At 73.8% G+C, this 13,069-nt stretch carries 6 protein-coding genes; 2 read left to right on the top strand and 4 right to left on the bottom strand.

Features of this window, described 5'->3' with window-relative positions; genetic code table 11:
- Positions 1 to 159 precede the first annotated feature (159 nt).
- Positions 160 to 1,209 (bottom strand): glycosyltransferase family protein, encoded by a 1,050-nt coding sequence (locus ACT7CP_RS03910; RefSeq protein WP_445443457.1) that lies wholly within the window; start codon positions 1,207 to 1,209, stop codon positions 160 to 162.
- A 138-nt stretch (positions 1,210 to 1,347) separates the two neighbouring features.
- Here ACT7CP_RS03910 and ACT7CP_RS03905 point away from each other — a divergent pair, with 138 nt between their 5' ends.
- On the top strand, positions 1,348 to 3,315 hold the full coding sequence (locus ACT7CP_RS03905; protein WP_445443456.1) for a glycosyltransferase family 2 protein: 1,968 nt from the start codon (positions 1,348 to 1,350) through the stop codon (positions 3,313 to 3,315).
- A gap of 220 nt (positions 3,316 to 3,535) precedes the next feature.
- The gene (locus ACT7CP_RS03900; protein WP_413964234.1) at positions 3,536 to 4,180 is read left to right on the top strand and encodes a hypothetical protein; all 645 of its coding nucleotides are present in this window, start codon (positions 3,536 to 3,538) and stop codon (positions 4,178 to 4,180) included.
- A gap of 76 nt (positions 4,181 to 4,256) precedes the next feature.
- Here the strand turns inward: ACT7CP_RS03900 and ACT7CP_RS03895 are convergent, their stop codons facing one another.
- The 3 genes from ACT7CP_RS03895 to ACT7CP_RS03885 form a co-directional block, all read right to left on the bottom strand.
- The gene (locus tag ACT7CP_RS03895; RefSeq protein ID WP_445443455.1) at positions 4,257 to 5,648 is read right to left on the bottom strand and encodes a tyrosine-protein kinase domain-containing protein; all 1,392 of its coding nucleotides are present in this window, start codon (positions 5,646 to 5,648) and stop codon (positions 4,257 to 4,259) included.
- Positions 5,645 to 7,000, bottom strand: coding sequence for a hypothetical protein (locus ACT7CP_RS03890; RefSeq protein WP_445443454.1), 1,356 nt, complete (start codon positions 6,998 to 7,000; stop codon positions 5,645 to 5,647). Before ACT7CP_RS03890 ends, ACT7CP_RS03895 begins: the two co-directional genes overlap by 4 nt.
- Before the next feature lie 161 nt (positions 7,001 to 7,161).
- Positions 7,162 to 13,059, bottom strand: a complete 5,898-nt coding sequence (locus ACT7CP_RS03885) for a PKD domain-containing protein (RefSeq protein WP_445443453.1) — start codon at positions 13,057 to 13,059, stop codon at positions 7,162 to 7,164.
- Positions 13,060 to 13,069 lie beyond the last annotated feature (10 nt).

The raw sequence follows: 13,069 nt of genomic DNA, 5'->3' as shown, positions 1-13,069 counted from the left end.
GCTCCGTCGTCGGGTCGCGGAGAAGAACGGGAGGTGGGTGTGGCCGCGGGTGACGGCCGCCCCCGTCATTCGGGAGAGGTGGTCCGGAGGACGGACCGGTCACGAGCCTATCCAGCGCCCGTCGCCCGGCAATCCCCAGAACGGGTGGCGCGGGGCCGCTCAGCCCCGCTCGACCCCGCGGACGATCCGGAGCGCGCGGCGGTACGCGGACGCGTGCGCGGTGCCGGCGCGGTCCCAGTCGCGGCCCGCGAGCTCCGGCGACGCCGAGCGCGCGCCCGTGCGCACGGCCTCGGTGGCGCGGAGGAGCTCGTCGGGGGTCAGGTCGCCGTCGAAGAGGTGGATCCAGCCCGGGCCGACCTCCTCCGCGAGGGCGCGGTTGACCGCGTTGTCCGGCACGAGCACGGGCCGGTCGAGCGAGAGCGCCGCGAGGGTGCCGCCCGAGTTGTGCATGAACCGGTACGGCAGCACGACGAGCTCCGAGCCCGTGACGATCTCCACGAGCTCGGCGTCGGACAGGAAGCGCAGGTCGAGGCGGATCCGGTCGTCGCCCGCGGCGAGCGCGCGGATCGTGTCGGCGAGCTCCGCGGTCGACGGGTTGCCGCCGATGCGCAGCGACAGGTCGGCGCCCGCGTCGCCCGCGCCGCGGAAGGACGCGACGAGGTCCTCGACGCCCTTGTACCGACGCACGAGCCCGACGTAGCCGAGCCGGCCGGGCACGACCTCCTCGCGCGGCTGATCCCGGAACCAGTCGCGGTAGTGGCCGTGCAGGATCGTCGCGTGCGGCTGCTCCGCGGGGATCTCGGTGAGCGGGTTGACGCGGATCCGCAGCGTCGTCCTCCGCTCCATGAGCGCGAGGAGGAGCGTCTCGCGCCGGCTGATGCCCTGGGGGCGCTCGAGGTTGTGCACCGTGCGGACGATCGGCGTGCGCCGGATCGCGAGCCGCGCGAGGAACGCGACGGTGAGCGCCTGCCGCACCGCCTTCTTCAGCGGGCTCTGGCCGTCCACGAGGATCTCGGGCCAGTGCACGTGGAAGACGTCGTAGCGGCCGAGGAGCGCGGTGCGCCAGCTGAAGTGCAGGGGGCGGACGCCGGGGGTCTCGGCGAGCGCGCGCCCGAGCATCACGATGTACGGGTTCGTCGTGGGACGCGGCGCCTGCGAGGACTGCAGCACGACGAGGTCGCGGCCGGGCGGGCGGGAGGGGACGGTCATGGCGCTCCTGGGCGGGACGACCGGCGGCGGGTCGTCGGGCGCGACCCAGGGGGTCGTCGGTCGAGGAAATAGACTATGCCACCACTCGCCCGTGCCCGCCGGCGAGGCCCCGCGCACGTGCCCGACCGATGGGATCCCATGCCCCGCCCCGCCCTCCTCGCCGTCGTCGTCGTCAACTACGGATCCGCCGACCTCGTGCGCGAGAACGTGCTGCCGCTCATCGAGCGGCTCGACGACGCGCTGCTCGTGATCGTCGACAACCGCACGACCGACGCGGAGCGGGAGCGCGTGCGCGCGCTCGCCGCGCACCCGTCGGGCCGCGTGCACGGCGTCTACCCGGACGGCAACACGGGCTTCGGCACGGGCATGAACATCGGCGTGGACGCGGCCCGCGGCCTCGGCGCGCGCGAGTTCCTGCTGCTCAACCCGGACGCGACCATCGAGCCCGACCAGCTCGCGGTGCTGCGCCAGGCGGTGGCGGCGGATCCGCTCGCGCTCGTGGCCCCGCTCATCCTCCGGCCCGACGGGAGCACGTGGTTCCGCGGATCCGACCTGTACCTCGCCGACGGCCGGATCCGCTCCGCCGCCCGCCGCGCGCAGCACCCCGGCCTCGCGGTCGAGCCCTGGCTGACCGGCGCGTGCCTGCTCGTGACCGACGAGCTGTGGACGCGCGTGGGCGGCTTCTCCGACGACTACTTCCTGTACTGGGAGGACGTCGACCTGTCGCGCAAGGTCGTGGAGGCCGGCGGACGCCTGCGGGTCGTGGAGGAGGCCGTGGCGGTGCACGCCGAGGGCGGCACGCAGAGCGCCGGCCACGCGAGCGCCGGGCAGGCCAAGTCGGGCACGTACTACTACCACAACGTCCGGAACCGGCTCCTCTACGGGGCCCGCCACCTCGACGCCGCGGCCCTCCGCCGATGGCGTCTGCTCACGCCCGTGATCGCGTACGAGGTGCTGCTGCAGGGCGGGCGGCGGCAGTTCGCGCACCCGGTGGCGCCGGTGTCCGCGGCCGTGCGCGGGATCCTCGACGGGTACCGGCTCTCCGGCGGCTGGCGCGCCGTGCCGTCGCCCGCGCCGACGGCCGGCGGTCCCGCGTCCGGCGCCGCGCCGACCGGGCCCGCAGCCGGACCCGCCGCCGCGCCCGCCGCGTCGCTCGTCGTCGCGATCCTCACCTACCGCCGGCCCGACGACATCCGCGCCGTGCTCCCCCTCGTGGCCGCGCAGGCCGCCGAGCTGCGCGAGGCCGCCGAGGCGGATCCCGCGCTCCCCCGCGCCGTGCGGATCGTCGTGGTCGACAACGACCCGGCGGGCGGTGCCGGCGCAGCGGTGGAGGACGCCGCGGCCGTCTCCCCCGCGCCCGTCGCCTACGTGCACGAGCCCACGCCCGGCATCTCCGCCGCCCGCAACCGCGCGCTCGACGAGGCCCGCGACGACGACCTGCTCGTGTTCCTCGACGACGACGAGCGGCCGGATCCGGGCTGGCTCGCCGCCCTCGTGCGCGCCCGCCAGGCCACGGGCAGCGCGGGCGTCGCGGGTCCCGTGCGGAGCGAGTACGAGGTCGAGCCCGACGCGTGGGTGCGCGCGGGCGGCTTCTTCGTCCGCCGCCGTCCCGCGACCGGCGCGCGCCTCGAGGTCGCCGCGACCAACAACCTCCTCCTCGACCTCCGCGCCGTGCGCGCCGCCGGGCTGCGCTTCGACGTGGACCTCGGCACGCAGGGCGGCGAGGACACCCTGTTCACGCGCCAGCTCATCGCGTCCGGGGGCCTCCTCACCTGGTGCGCGGAGGCGGGCGTCGTCGACGTCGTGCCCCGGGCCCGCACCACACGGCGCTGGGTCGTGCTGCGCGCGTTCAGCAGCGGCAACTCGTGGAGCCTCACGTCCGTGGCGCTCGCGCCCGCGACGCCCGCGGCCCGCACCCGGATCCGCGCCGAGGCCACCGCGCGGGGCCTCGTGCGCGCGCTCGGCGGCACCGGGCGGATCGCCGTCGGCGTCGCCACCGGCAGCCTCGCCCACCGCGCGAAGGGCACGCGCACGCTCGCCCGCGGCGCCGGCATGGTGGCGGGCGCGTTCGGCTGGTCGTACCAGGAGTACGCGCGGCGCGACTGAGCGGCCCGCGACGCGCATCCGCGCCGCGCATCCGCGCCGCGCGCTCGGCGGCTCCCCCTGGACGGGGGGCTCGTCCCCGCGCCCCCGCGGACGTACGATGCGAGGGCAGAAGACCCGGAATCCTGCGTCGCGCGACCACCCATCGCCCGCCCGCACCGCGCCGCCGACCCGCCCTGGTCGTCGGGCTCGTCTTCGCCGTACCCGAAGAGCGAAGAAGGCCATGCCCGTACCCGAGAGCACCCCGTCCGACCTGCGTCCCCGCCGTGAGCGTCGCGCCCGCAGCCGCCGCACCACCGTCGCCGTCATCGGCGCCGCGTCCGTCCTCGTCACCGCCGCCGTCGTCGGCACGGTCGTCGTGAACGGGTCCGGATCCGACTCCCCCGCGGCCGCCGCGGACACGAAGGACTGGTCCGACGTCGCCCCCACCGCCGGCGCGACCGAGGCCCCGGCGCCGCTGCCCGAGGGCGACACGTCGCTCGGCCAGGAGGTGTCGACGACCGTGGGCCTCGACGAGACCGCGACCTTCCCCGGATCCATCCAGGCCCGCATCGTGTCGGTCACCCCGACCAGCACGGACGGCGGCCGGGTCGGCGAGCTGAGCGGCGACGCGGTCGACGTGCGGCTGGAGCTCGTCAACGTCACGGGCGAGGCCGTCGCGGTCGACGCCGTGGCCGTCAACCTCTTCTACGGCGCCGACCGCACGCCCGCGACGCCGGCCGACTCCGACACGGTGATCCGCGGCTCGCTCGAGCCCGGCGCCTCCGCCACCGGCGACTACGTGTTCAGCGTCCCGGCGGCCTCCGCCGACGCGATCAGCGTGGTCGTGGCGCGCGACGCGGGCTCGCCCGTCGTCGTGTTCCAGTAGCGCGCACGCACCACCCGCGACGACACGAGGGGCGCGGCCGGGATCCCGGCCGCGCCCCTCGTTATCGTGCCGCGGGTCAGCCGGCGGCCGCGGACGCCCGTCGCGCCCTGCGGGCCGCGCGGCCGGTCTCCGGCTCGGCGGCGCGGTAGTACGCGCGCTTGTCCTTCGTGGGCCGCACCTTGTTGAGCACGACGCCCAGCACGGATCCGCCGGACTTCTCGACCGCGTCGAGCGCCTCGGAGAGCTGGCCGCGGTGGACGCGCGTCTGGTCGGCGACGACGATCGCGCCGTCCGTCATGCGCGCCACGAACGCGGCGTCGGCCACCGCGATGAGCGGGGCGGTGTCGATCACGATGACGTCGTAGGCCTCGCGGGCCCGCGTCACCAGCTCCTCCATGCGCGCGGACGCGAGGAGCTCGCTCGGGTTCGGCGGGATCTCCCCCGAGGTCAGCACGTGCAGGGTGCCGTCGCCCAAGGGCTGGACGACATCCTCGAGGACGGCCTGCCCGACCAGCACGGTCGTGAGGCCCGCGTCGCCCTCGAGGCCGAGGTACCGCGCCACGACCGGGCGGCGCAGGTCCGCGTCGACGAGCAGCACGCGGCGCCCGCCCTCGCTGAGCGACAGCGCGAGGTTCGCGGCGACCGTGGACTTGCCCTCGCCGGGGATCGACGACGTGACGACGATGCTCGACGACCGCTCGCCGAGGAGCACGAAGCGGAGGTTCGCCTTCAGCTGGCGGAAGCCCTCGGCCGCGGTCGACAGCGGGCGGAGCGCCATGGCGAGGCCGGTCACGCCGCGCTCGCGCTCGAGCGAGCCGAGCAGCGGCGCCGTCGTGAGGTGCGCGACGGACTCGGCCGAGCGGACGCGCGTGTCGAGCAGGCGCACGAGCACGAGGCCGAGGAGCCCGACGAGGAGGCCGAGCAGGAGGCCGGCGAGCGTGTTGGTGCGTCCGTTGGGAGCGGATTGGAACTCGGGCTCCGGCGCCTCCTGGATCACGCGCACCGAGACCGAGGGCGAGCCCTCGGCACCCGTGGGCGCGTACGCCTCCGCGGTGTCGCGGAGGCTCCTCGCCACGGCATTCGCGATGTCCGCGGCCTCCGTGGGCGAGGGCTCGGTGACGCTGATCTCCATGATCACGGTGTTCTGCGGCGTCGTGACCGTGACGGCGCGCGCCAGCTCCTGCGGCGTCACGTCGAGGCCGAGGCGCGTGATCACGGGCTCCAGCACCGCGGGCGACTCCGCGAGCTCGCCGAAGGACAGCATCTGGCTCTGCGTGTAGGTGGCGCCCTGGTTGAGGTCGCTCGCGCTCGACCCGCTGCTCAGCGAGAAGTACAGCCGGGACTGGGCGGTGTAGACGGGCGTCGCGAGCTGGGAGAGGCCGAACGCGACGCCTCCCCCGACGAGCGTCGCGGCGACGACCACGTACCAGAGGCGGCGGAGCAGGGCGGTGAACTCGTGGAGCGTCATCGTGAGGGGGTTCTCTTCCGTGGAGGCGCGAGGGCGGTGGTGCGGGTGGGATCGTGGAGGTCTTCGGAGTGGGCTGCGTCCCGGACGGGATCGGGCTCCGGCCGGGCGGGCTCGCGCCGGAGGATCTGGCTGGTCGCCGCGACCCCGGCGAGGAACCAGACGAAGATCGAGTACTGCGTGATCAGCGCCACCGACGCGAGCGCGGGGATCTGGGCGACGAGGGCGATGGTGGCCGCGGTGGCACGGCCCCGCAGCACCAGCACGACGCCGACGGCCAGCGCGATGAGGACGCCGATCGCGGACAGGATCCCGAACGTGAGCCCCGTGAGCACGAGCTGGCTGTCGATGGAGCGGAACCCGCCGTAGAACACGCGGCCGTCGGTGCCCCGGTAGGCGGACGCGGCGAGGCCGAGGACCTGCATGCCGGGGATGAGGCCGTACAGGTCGCCGCGGTAGTCGGAGCTGTTGGTGGCCTCCGTGCCGGCGTCGTCGAAGACGGTCCGCACGAACGGGGCGATGGCCACGACGACGACGACCACGACGGCGGTCACGGTCACGCGCACGCGGAGGGAAATCGCGTCCCGGAGGAAGACGATCGCGAGGACGAGGCCGAGCAGCGCCCCGAGCATGCCGACCCGGCTGAACGTGAGCACCGCACCGACGACCATCACGGTCGTCATCGCGAGCCGGGCCGGGAGGCCGAACCGGGACGCGAGGGTGAGCGGGATCGCCATGGCGAGGCTGGATCCGAGGGCGATGGAGTGCCCGAACGCGCCCTCCGCGCGGACGATGCCCCCGCGTCCCTGCAGCGTGCCCCAGAGGGCGCGGAGGCCGCCGTTGCCGGGCAGCGAGATGAACGGGTTCACGTGCGTCGCGAACTCCACGACCGCCAGCGCGCCGACGACGGTGAACGCGATCGCGACGATGCCCTGGAGGGCGGGCATGCCGATCCGGTGCGCGGCCAGGCGCCCGAGGAGGTAGCCGGGGACGCCGTAGCTGATGAAGGTCACGAGCGTCGTCAGGCTCGCCTTCTCGTCGGAGCCGAGCAGGAGCCCCGCCAGCGCCGACGCGCCCATGAGCACCACGAGGGCGTCGAGGGGGGAGATCCGGAAGCCGGGCACGGGCGACACCGCGATGATCACGAGGATCGCGGCGAGCGATGCCGCGGGGAGGTGGATCCCGCCGGCGGAGACACCGGTCCACACGGGGAGCAGGCAGAGCGCGGCGAGCCAGACGGACACCGCGACCCGGGGCATCCGGCGCAGGACCAGGAGCAGCAGGACCCCGCCGACGAGGCCGACGGCGCCGGCGAGGAGGGTGAGGACCCCGGATCCGGCGAGGAGGGCGCTCACCAGCGGACCGCCGCCCCGAGGACGCGCGCGCGCGATCTCCGCATGGCTCCCCCTCTTCTCCGTGCCCCCGGCCGTCCGGCCTCAGTCGATCATGTCAGTGCGACGCCCGGCGGACGGATCCGTGGAGGATCCGCCCGCCGGGCGTCATCGGGCGACCGCGGTCAGCGGACGCGCCCGTCGGTGACGAGCAGGTCGTCGATCCGGGTCGTGACGGAACCGGTCGCGGAGCTGGACAGGTACGTCTGGATCCCGATCGTGCCCGCGACCTGCAGGGCCGAGGCCGTGCCGGTCGTCGTCGCCGTCCACGCGGTCGGCTCGGCCTGGCCGGCCGGCCACACCTTCGCCTCCAGCGTGGTGGGCGCGGTGCCCGTGGTCCGCACCCGGACCTGGAGCTGCTGGCCCGCGGTGTAGGTGAGACCCGGGACCACCGTCGTCCTCAGCGCCGCGCCGGCCTCGGACTGGAGGATGACCACCTGGCCGGTCGACTTGACCCAGACCTGCGTCTGGTACGACGCCGTGCCGACCTGACGCGAGATGACCCGCGTGTAGTCGCCGCCGCCCGTGGGCACCTTGTCCAGCGCGAGCGTGAACGCGATGTCCGAGGCGACCGTGGAGACCTGGGCGAGCGACATCGTGCGGGTCGAGCCGATGCCCGACGCCACCTGGCCGACGCCGTCCCTGACGGAGACGATGGAGGCGCTGCCGCCCGCGACGGTCCAGGGACCGCCGGTCTCGGCCGTGCCCCATCCGTTCGCCGCGGTGCGCTCGAAGGCGTCCCGGGCGAGCACGCCGGCCGCAGGGACCGGGGCCGGGTCGCTCACCGTGACCGACCCGTCCTTCTTCGCCGAGACGAGGCCCTTGTCATCCGTCACCGTCAGCGACACCTGGTAGGTGCCGACCGAGGCGTAGGCGTGGTCGACGTTCCGACCCGTACCCGTGGTCCCGTCCCCGAACGCCCAGGCGTACGAGGCGACCGTGCCGTCCGCGTCCGTCGACGTGGATCCGTCGAACGAGGCCGTCAGGTCCTTGGCCGTCGACGTGAACGCCGCCGTCGGGGCCTGGTTCGCCGGGGTGACGACCGGGGCGGTCACCGTGACGGTGCCGTCCTTCCGCGCCGAGGCGAGGCCCTTGTCGTCCGTCACGGTGAGCGACACCGCGTAGGTGCCCGCGGCGGCGTAGGCGTGGTCGACGTTCCGCCCCGTGCCCGTGGTCCCGTCCCCGAAGGCCCAGGCGTAGGTCGCGACCGTGCCGTCCGCGTCGGACGACGTGGAGCCGTCGAACGAGGCCGTCAGGTCCTTCGCGGTCGACGTGAACGCCGCCGTGGGGGCCTTGTTGGCCACGGGCGTCGGGTTCGGTGCGGCCTCGCCGGAGCTGACCGCCACGTCGTCGACGGTGGTGGTCACCGCCGCGGTGGCCGAGCTGGACAGGAAGGTCTGGATCCCGAAGGAGCCCGCCGCCTGCAGCGCCGCCGACGTGCCGGTCGTCGTCGCCGTCCACGCGGTCGGCTCGGCCTGGCCGGCCGGCCACACCTTCGCCTTCAGCGTCGTCGGGGACGTGCCCGTCGTCTGCACGCGCACCTGGAGCCTCTGGCCCGCGGTGTAGGTGAGGCCCGGGACCACCGTCGTCCTCAGCGCCGCGCCGGCCTCGCTCTGGAGGATGGCGACCTGGCCGGTCGACTTGACCCAGACCTGCGTCTGGTACGACGCCGTGCCGACCTGCCGCGAGATGACCCGCGTGTAGTCGCCGCCGCCCGTGGGCACCTTGTCCAGGGAGAAGGTGAGCGACGCGTCGGAGGACGTGGTGGAGACCGCGTTCAGCATCATGCTGCGGGTCGAGCCGATGCCCGATGCGACCTGGCCGACGCCGTCCCTGACGGACAGGATCGAGGCGCTGCCGCCCGTCACCGTCCAGGCGCCGCCGACCTCGGCGGAACCCCAGCCGTTGGTGGCGCTGCGACCGAACGAGTCCTGCGCGAGCACGCTCGCGGCGGGGGCCCGGACGGTCACCGGGGAGGTGGTCGTCGTGGCGAGGCCCTTGTCGTCCGTCACCGTGAGCGCCACCTGGTAGGTGCCGGCCTGGGCGTAGGCGTGGGTCGTGGTGCGGCCCGTGCCCGAGGTCCCGTCGCCGAAGGCCCAGGACCAGCCGGCCACCGTGCCGTCGGGGTCGGTCGACGCGGAGGCGTCGAGCGAGGCGACGAGGTTCGCCGCGGTGCTCGTGAAGCGGGCGACGGGCGCCTGGTTCACGGGCGGGGCGGTGACCGTGACGCTCACGGTCGTGCGACCGGTCGCGCCCTTGTCGTCCGTCACCGTGAGGGCGACCGTGTAGGTGCCCGCCGTGGCGTACGGGTGGGCGATGGAGGGGCCCGTGCCCGTCGTGCCGTCGCCGAACTCCCACGCGTAGGACGCGATCGCGCCGTCCGGGTCGGAGGAGGCGCGGCCGTCGAGGTTCGCGACCAGGTCGGTCGTCGTCGAGGCGATGACGGCCGTGGGCTCCCGGTTGACCGGGGGCGCCGTGACCTGGACCTGCGTGGACGCGGTGCCGGTGAGGCCCTTGTCGTCCGTGACCGTCAGCGCCACCGTGTAGGTGCCCGCCGCGGCGTAGGCGTGCGTCGGCGTCGGGCCGGTGCCCGTGCTGCCGTCGCCGAAGTCCCACGCGTAGGAGGCCACGGTGCCGTCGGCGTCCGTGGAGGCGGATCCGTCGAGCTTCGCGGTGAGGTCCGTGGCGGTGGCCGTCACGACGGCGGTCGGCGCGATGTTGGCGGGGGCCGCCTTCACCGTGATCTCCTGCTGCGTGCGGTTCGTCGCGCCCCGGTCGTCCGTCACCGTAAGCGTCACCGTGTAGGTGCCGGCCTCGGCGAAGGCGTGGGACTGCGTCCGGCCGGCCGCCTGGACGCCGTCGCCGAAGTCCCAGTCGTAGCCCGTGAGGGTGCCGTCGGCGTCGGTCGAGCCGGTCGCGTCGAACGCGGCCGTCAGGAAGTCCGCCTGCTGCGTGAACGCGGCCTTCGGGGCCTGGTTCGGCACGCGGCCGCTGGTCCCGAGCGAGAAGTGCGTCGCCACGGCGTCGGCCGTGAGGACCGACGGGTACACCGCGACCTCGTCCAGGCGGCCCTCGAAGGTGCCGCTGGAGGAGCCCCAGGTGTTGTCGCCGCCGATGCGCCAGTAGCCGTCGTAGCCCTGCGCCTGCGTCTGGCCGTTCTGGCCGACGAGGTCGCCGTCCACGTAGAGCTTCAGGCCGTCGGAGCCCTGCGACGCCACCATGTGGTGCCACGTGCCGTCGTTGTAGGCGCGGTCGGAGCTCGCGAGGTTGGTCTGGTCCGTCCACGTGCCGAACTGCAGGCGTCCGTCGTCCTGCATGTAGACGTGGCGGTCGTAGCTGCCGGAGAAGTTGAACGGATCCGGGTTGTCGCCGAAGCCGATCAGCTTGCCCCCGCGGGTGGTCGTCGTCTGGAACCACATCTCGAGCGAGTAGGTCAGCGGGTTCGAGATCCGCTGCTGGCTCACCGCGATGCTGTCGGAGAACGCGGCCGCCTGGCCGACGGGGCCCGAGAGGGCGCCCGCCTGGCCGAAGCGCACGTTGCGTCCGACGTTGGCGCCGACGTCGTTCTGGCCCGCGTCCTTCAGCGTCGACGCGCCGTCGGCGTCGTCGAGGCGCCAGTAGGACGACGGGTCGGCCGCGTAGACGGCCTTGCCGTAGGCGTCCGCGGGCGCCGCCGGGATGGGCGACGTGCGACCCGAGGCGACCAGGTGGTCGACCACGTCGGCGCGCGTGAGGGCGGTCGGGTAGAGGGAGACCTGCGCGATGTCACCCTGGAGGTAGTAGTTCCGGGGCTGGTTGGGCCAGCCGCCGAGGTTGTCGCCGCCGATGCGCCAGAAGCCCTGGTAGTCCTGGCCGCGGGTGGTGTCCGCGCGCTGGCCGACGAGCTTGCCGTCGACGAACAGCTTCATGCCCTGCGGGCCCATGGTCGCGACGATCTGGTGCCACTGGCCGTCGTTCAGGCCGGGGGCCGAGTTCACCGTCTGGGTCGAGCCCGTGTAGACGCCGAAGAACGCGCGGCCGTCGTTGTCGAGGTAGACCATGCGGTCGTAGTTGCCCGACGTGCCGGTGCTGCTGCCGCCGAAGCCGACGATCTTGCCGCCCGAGGTCGAGGTCGTCTTGACCCACGACTCCACGCTGAAGGTGTCGGGCGCCTGCACGGCCTGGGGCGTGACCGCGAAGGACCCGTCCTGGCCGGAGAAGGTGGTGGCGGTGGATCCGTCGAGGGGCCCGGTGGCGCCGCGCGTCGCGTTGTCGACGCGGAGGTCCTCGAAGCCGACGTGGTCGAGGCCGGACGTGCCGTCCTTCTCGTCGAGCGGGTAGTACGCGGTCGCGCCGTCGTCCTTCACGCTCGCGGCGTACGCGTCGCTGCCGGTCTGGTCGGTGATCGTGACCGTGTTGCCCAAGCGGTTGATCGTGTTGCCGAACGAGTCGGAGACGTACACGCGGTAGGTGTGCGTGCTGCCCGGTACGAGGCCCTTGTCGATGAAGCCCATCGAGGGCCGCTGCCAGAACGTCGAGTCCTGCGTCATCGTGTAGACCGGCGTCGCCGTCCTGCCGTCACGGACGACCTTGTACGTGAGCCGCGTGTTGTCGCGGTCGAAGGTGGCCTGCCAGGAGACGCGGGCTTCGCCCTTCGTGTACGAGAGCACCTTGGGGACGAGCGTGTCGTTGGAGTTCGGGCCGATCTTGTTGGGCGCGTCCTTCGCCGTCGCGTAGCGGACGAGACCCTGCTGCGCGGTGGTGTTCACGAAGGGGAACTCACCGCCCACGACGACGTAGTCCTCGTTGCCGTTGACGCTCCAGGCCGCCTGGCCCTGGCCCGTGAAGGAGCCCGTGACGTACTTCGGGAACCAGTTGAGCAGCGACGGGGACGGCGTGCCGGCCCAGTTGTGGTAGCCGTACGGGTCAGCGGTGGCGGTGCCGGTCGCGTCCTTGCTGAACGCGAGGCTGTGCTGGAAGGTCCAGGGGTCGGTCTGCGGGAAGCCGCCGATGTTGCCGCAGTAGTGCGGGTGGCCGGCGACGTAGGCGACCGTGCTGGTCGCGAACACGGAGTAGCTGTCACCGTGGCAGTCCTCGACCCACTTCACGACGCCCGTGTTGGGGTCGGCGGAGAACGCCCCCTCGAGGTTGCCTCCGGCGCCGAACGTGTAGCCGGTTCCGTAGATCCGGTCATCGGTCGCGTAGAGGCTGTTGATCGACGCCTCCTTGCCGGCGTTCTTGACCTGCTGGTTGGCCGCCCAGGGGAGCGAGGCGCCGGATGCGGGGTCGACCGCGCCGAGGCCGTAGGTCGCGACGCCGCTCAGCTGCGCGAACCGGCCGCCGACGATGAGCTTCGACGCGTCCTTCGTGAGCGTTAGCGCGTCGACGACGGTGTCGGCGTCGGCGACGAACGGCGTGGTGCTGCCGTCGGTCGCGGAGACCGCGGCGAGGAAGGACCGCGCGGCGCCGTTGACGCTGCGGAAGGTCCCGCCGAGGTACACGGTGTCGTTCGTGGCGCTCACCGCGCGGGTCTGGCTGCCCATGATGGGGCGGAAGGACGGGATGATCTTCCCCGTCGCGGTGCTGAACGCGGCCGCGCGGTAGAACCCCTGGCCGTCGATGTCGGTGAAGTCGCCGACGACGTAGACGCGCGAGCCGTCGGGCGACGCCGTGACCGACAGCGCCTGCGCGTTGAGCTTCGGCGCGAAGGTCGTGATGAGCGCGCCGGTGCGGATGTCGTAGGCCAGCAGGTTGCTGCGGGGCGTGAGGTTCGTGCCGGCCGCGGCGCCCGCGGGGCGCGCGTTCTGGAACTTGCCGGCCACGTAGACCGTGTTGCCGACCACGACCTGGGACCAGGCGACGCCGTCGATCTGGGTCGTGGGCAGCGGGTCGGCGGTGACCGTGACGGGCGACTTCGGATCGGTCGGGTCGACCGGGGCGGAGTCCGCCATGGCCGGCTGCGCGACCACGACCGCGGACAGGATGACCGCGGCGGCCGCGGTCATCGCGGCCAGGCGACGTCCCGCGGAGGAGAGGATGCTCATTGTGTCCTTG

The organism is Clavibacter rahimiani (assembly GCF_052654495.1).
This window is presented reverse-complemented; position numbering and strand designations above follow the sequence as displayed.

Bases quoted from the DNA above. Each gene is read 5' to 3' on its own strand.
- ACT7CP_RS03910 (WP_445443457.1), bottom strand. From the start codon at position 1,209: ATGACCGTCCCCTCCCGCCCGCCCGGCCGCGACCTCGTCGTGCTGCAG.
- ACT7CP_RS03905 (WP_445443456.1), top strand. From the start codon at position 1,348: ATGCCCCGCCCCGCCCTCCTCGCCGTCGTCGTCGTCAACTACGGATCC.
- ACT7CP_RS03900 (WP_413964234.1), top strand. From the start codon at position 3,536: ATGCCCGTACCCGAGAGCACCCCGTCCGACCTGCGTCCCCGCCGTGAG.
- ACT7CP_RS03895 (WP_445443455.1), bottom strand. From the start codon at position 5,648: ATGACGCTCCACGAGTTCACCGCCCTGCTCCGCCGCCTCTGGTACGTG.
- ACT7CP_RS03885 (WP_445443453.1), bottom strand. From the start codon at position 13,059: ATGAGCATCCTCTCCTCCGCGGGACGTCGCCTGGCCGCGATGACCGCG.